At 61.9% G+C, this 4,051-nt stretch carries 4 protein-coding genes; 3 read left to right on the forward strand and 1 reads right to left on the reverse strand.

Annotated features, from left to right (window positions below; translation table 11 throughout):
- Positions 1–595 precede the first annotated feature (595 nt).
- Positions 596–1,651, reverse strand: a complete 1,056-nt coding sequence (locus ACK4R0_RS06990) for a succinylglutamate desuccinylase/aspartoacylase family protein (protein WP_409672260.1) — start codon at positions 1,649–1,651, stop codon at positions 596–598.
- 301 nt (positions 1,652–1,952) lie between these two features.
- Here ACK4R0_RS06990 and rpsM point away from each other — a divergent pair, with 301 nt between their 5' ends.
- From rpsM to ACK4R0_RS07005, 3 genes are all read left to right on the forward strand, one after another.
- Complete coding sequence (rpsM, locus tag ACK4R0_RS06995; RefSeq protein WP_409672263.1) at positions 1,953–2,321, forward strand: 30S ribosomal protein S13; 369 nt, start codon at positions 1,953–1,955, stop codon at positions 2,319–2,321.
- 91 nt (positions 2,322–2,412) lie between these two features.
- Positions 2,413–2,802: a 30S ribosomal protein S11 gene (gene rpsK, locus ACK4R0_RS07000; protein ID WP_409672266.1), complete on the forward strand. Its 390-nt coding sequence runs from the start codon at positions 2,413–2,415 to the stop codon at positions 2,800–2,802.
- A gap of 113 nt (positions 2,803–2,915) precedes the next feature.
- Positions 2,916–3,968, forward strand: coding sequence for a DNA-directed RNA polymerase subunit alpha (locus ACK4R0_RS07005; RefSeq protein WP_409672269.1), 1,053 nt, complete (start codon positions 2,916–2,918; stop codon positions 3,966–3,968).
- Positions 3,969–4,051: the final 83 nt, after the last annotated feature.

The raw sequence follows: 4,051 nt of genomic DNA on the forward strand, positions 1-4,051 counted from the left end.
CGCCTCCTGCCAGCAGTTGGTCGAGAAGCTCATTAGGTATAGCGGGTTCTTTGCGTCGGGACATAGGGGGACTCCTTTTTACCCATTATGCCCGCCCACACACGAAAATCATGACAGTCCCATCGGTTCAAGCCCCAGCCTAACGACAAAGGTTTGATGTCGGTTGATAGAAGTTCGCTTACTGATGCAGCTAGCTCCCATGCGCTCTACACAAGCACAGGCAATCTGTCTGGCGCCGTATATGGCGTAACGGTCGGAGAGTTTTGTGGAGAGTCAATTGGTTGCTGCGGCGATCCGTTGGAAGCAGTTGGAACGGTTCCCGCAAACCCTTCGCACGCGCTTGCCGACTACACACCCCATGAAGAAAAGAAATGGAAGCTGATCTCAAAGCGCCTGACGCAGATGGCGAAAGCTCGTGGTCAGCTCCATCCCTAGTTTCAAAGCAAGCAAACTGGCCTTCTTTGTCAGCGCGGATTGCGCGCCCCCATTCGTAGCTGACGCCGGGCGTTATTGAAACGGCTCGATCGACTCGCCCATCGTTCGAAATTAGGTCTCACCGCCGGTCAGCTCGAAACTGACATCCGTAATCCCCCCCTCAAATCAACTCATCCTCATCTAGCAACCGATCGTTCAACAACCCTTCCGTAATCTGATCCACCCGCTCCTCGACATCGCCGAAGCGCATCACCTCGGCGATGTGCACCAGCGCGTCGCCCTGGTTGACCACGGGGAGCACGGCGTGGCCGATGATGATGCCTTCGATCGGGGCCCGGAATTCCTGGCCGTCGTCGCCGAAGATGCCCGCGACGCGGCCGATGACCTGGCCCTTGGTTACCGCGTCGCCTGACTTGCTCTGCAGCATGCACAGCCCGCCGCGCGGCGCGCGGACCCAGACCGCGCGGCGTGATCGGGCGGGGATGGTGACGCTGGTGGCCTCGGGGTGCGGCTGGATCATGCCCAGATGCGCCATGACGTTGAGCACGCCGTTGACCCCGCAGCGCACCGAAAGCTCGTCGAAGCGCAGCGCCTCGCCCGCCTCCATCAGCAGCATGTCCACCCCTTCGCCGCGCGCTATGTCGCGCAAGGAACCGGGGCGCAGCGGGCTTTCGATCACCGCGTGCGCGCCGAACAGCATCGCGAGCTCGCGCAGTTTCTCGTTGTCCGGCGCGATGCGGATCTGCGGCAGGTTGTAGCGGTGGACCGCGGCGGAGTGGATATCGATGCCCAGCGTACAGTGGCAGATCACTTGCTTGAGGAACGTGTTGGCAAGCTGGGCGGCGAGCGATCCCTTCGCGCTGCCGGGGAACGAGCGGTTGAGATCGCGCCGGTCGGGCAGGTACCGGCTGTGCGCCTGGAAGCCGAAGATGTTGACCACCGGCAGGAACAGCACCGTGCCCGCCATGGACTGCGCGTCGAGCTTGGCGAGCAGCCGCTGGATGACCGCGGTGCCGGTGATCTCGTCGCCATGGATCGCGGCGGAGACGAAGATGCACGGGCCCGGGCGTGCGCCGTGGAGCACGCGGACATGGAGGCTGGCGGGCAGGCCGGTCGCGGTGTTGCTGACGGGGATGGCGATCGTCGCGCTGGCGCCGGGATCGATCACGGTGCCCGCGATGGTGAAGCGCTCGGCGCTGTTCAGGCTTTCGGTCATGCGGCCCCCCGGTTGGCCCCTGCAGTCATGCGTCCGTCTTGCGCGCGGGGCCGCCAGCGAGTATGATGCCAAGGCAACTGCAGGCGCAACACCATTCGTCGCGCCTACCGCCGCTTTTGTCTTGTCGCATGCTTGACAGCATGGGCGACTCCGCTTATGCGCGGCACTCATTTCCATTAAGTGGTTTAGAAACAGGCAACGCATCGCAAAATGCGTGTGGCCTGTATTTTGCGCTTGATGGCCATGTAGCTATGAGATGGGGTTGCGGCAGACGCACCCTGTGGAGCAGGAGAAGTATTAAGTGGCACGTATCGCCGGGGTCAATATCCCAACCAACAAGCGCGTTATCATTGCGCTGACCTACATTCATGGAATCGGGCGCACCAGGGCCCTGGAAATCGCCGACAAGCTGGGCATCGATCATGCTCGCCGCGTTCAGGACCTGAGCGACGCCGAAGTGCTGCAGATCCGCGAAACCATCGACTCCGATCTCACCGTGGAAGGCGATCTTCGTCGCCAGACCGCGATGAACATCAAGCGTCTGATGGATCTGGCCTGCTATCGTGGCCTGCGCCACCGCAAGGGCCTTCCGGTCCGCGGCCAGCGCACGCACACCAATGCGCGCACCCGCAAGGGCAAGGCCAAGCCGATCGCCGGCAAGAAGAAGTAAGGATGTCGGGGCGCTTCGTGCGTCCCGCCCTTGTTTCTGTCTTCAGCACAATCCCCGATCGTTCGGGGCATATTTTCCAGGATAACACATTATGGCACGCGAACCGCAAAGGCTCAAAAAGCGCGAGCGCAAGAACATCTCGGCAGGGGTTGCTCACGTCAACGCCAGCTTCAACAACACCATGATCACCATCACCGATGCTCAGGGCAACACGATCAGCTGGTCGTCTGCCGGCATGATGGGCTTCAAGGGCAGCCGCAAGTCGACCCCGTATGCCGCACAGGTCTGCGCTGAAGACGCCGGCAAGAAGGCCGCCGAACATGGCGTCCGTACGCTCGAAGTCGAAGTCAAGGGCCCGGGTTCGGGTCGTGAATCGGCACTGCGGGCCTTGCAGGCCGTCGGCTTCACCATCACATCCATCCGCGATGTGACGCCGATCCCCCATAACGGGGTTCGTCCGTCCAAGCGCCGCCGCGTCTGACACCCAGGCTGTTCACCTAAGGGATGGCGGACGCGCCATCTCAAGAAATTTCCGGCCAGGGCTCCCAAACGCACCGTACAGCGTCGCCCTCGCCCAACACTCAGGGGAAGTCCATGACTGTCAACATCAAGAACTGGCAGGAACTGAAGAAGCCGAACGGTCTTGAAATCAAGACCGGCGGTGATCCCAAGCGCAAGGCGACCTTCGTTGCAGAGCCGCTCGAGCGGGGCTTTGGCCTGACGCTCGGCAACGCCCTGCGCCGCGTGCTGCTGTCGTCGCTTCAGGGCGCGGCGATCACGTCGATCAAGATCGAAAACGCGCTGCACGAGTTCTCCTCGCTTGCCGGCGTGCGCGAAGACGTGACCGATATCGTCCTCAACATCAAGCAGATCGCGCTGAAGATGGAAGGCGAAGGCCCCAAGCGCCTCCAGCTTTCCGCCACCGGCCCTGCGCAGGTGAAGGCGGGCGACATCGCCGTTTCGGGCGACATCGAGGTGATGAACAAGGATCTGGTGATCTGCCATCTCGATGAAGGCGCGACGCTCAACATCGAGCTGACCTGCGACACCGGCAAGGGCTATGTCCCTGCCGTTGCCAACCGTCCGATCGATGCGCCGATCGGCCTGATCCCCGTCGACTCGCTGTTCTCGCCGATCCGTCAGGTCTCGTACAAGGTGGAAAACACCCGCGTCGGCCAGGAACTGGATTACGACCGTCTGTCGCTGACCATGGAAACCGACGGCACCGTCGCTCCCGAAGACGCGCTGGCTTATGCCGCGCGCATCCTTCAGGACCAGCTGCAGCTGTTCGTCCACTTCGAAGACAGCATGACCCAGACCAGCTCGGGCTCGGTCAGCCAGGCTGCTCCCGACGAAGGCGATGCCAACCAGATCAACCGCTACCTCCTCAAGAAGGTGGACGAGTTGGAACTGTCGGTGCGCTCGGCCAACTGCCTCAAGAACGACAACATCATCTATATCGGCGATCTGGTCCAGAAGACCGAAGCCGAGATGCTGCGGACCCCGAACTTCGGCCGCAAGTCGCTCAACGAAATCAAGGAAGTGCTCTCGAGCATGGGTCTTCGCCTCGGCATGGACATCCCCGGATGGCCGCCCGAGAACATCGAGGAAATGGCCAAGAAGCTCGAGCAGGAACTGCTGGGTTAATCAATCTCGCCCTCTCCCCTTGAGGGGAGAGGGAAGAGCCGCGAAGCGGCGAAGGGAGAGGGGGACGCGCGCCCCTGTTGGCG

Origin of the sequence: Blastomonas sp. (assembly GCF_046294995.1) — a bacterium.
GTDB lineage: Bacteria > Pseudomonadota > Alphaproteobacteria > Sphingomonadales > Sphingomonadaceae > Blastomonas.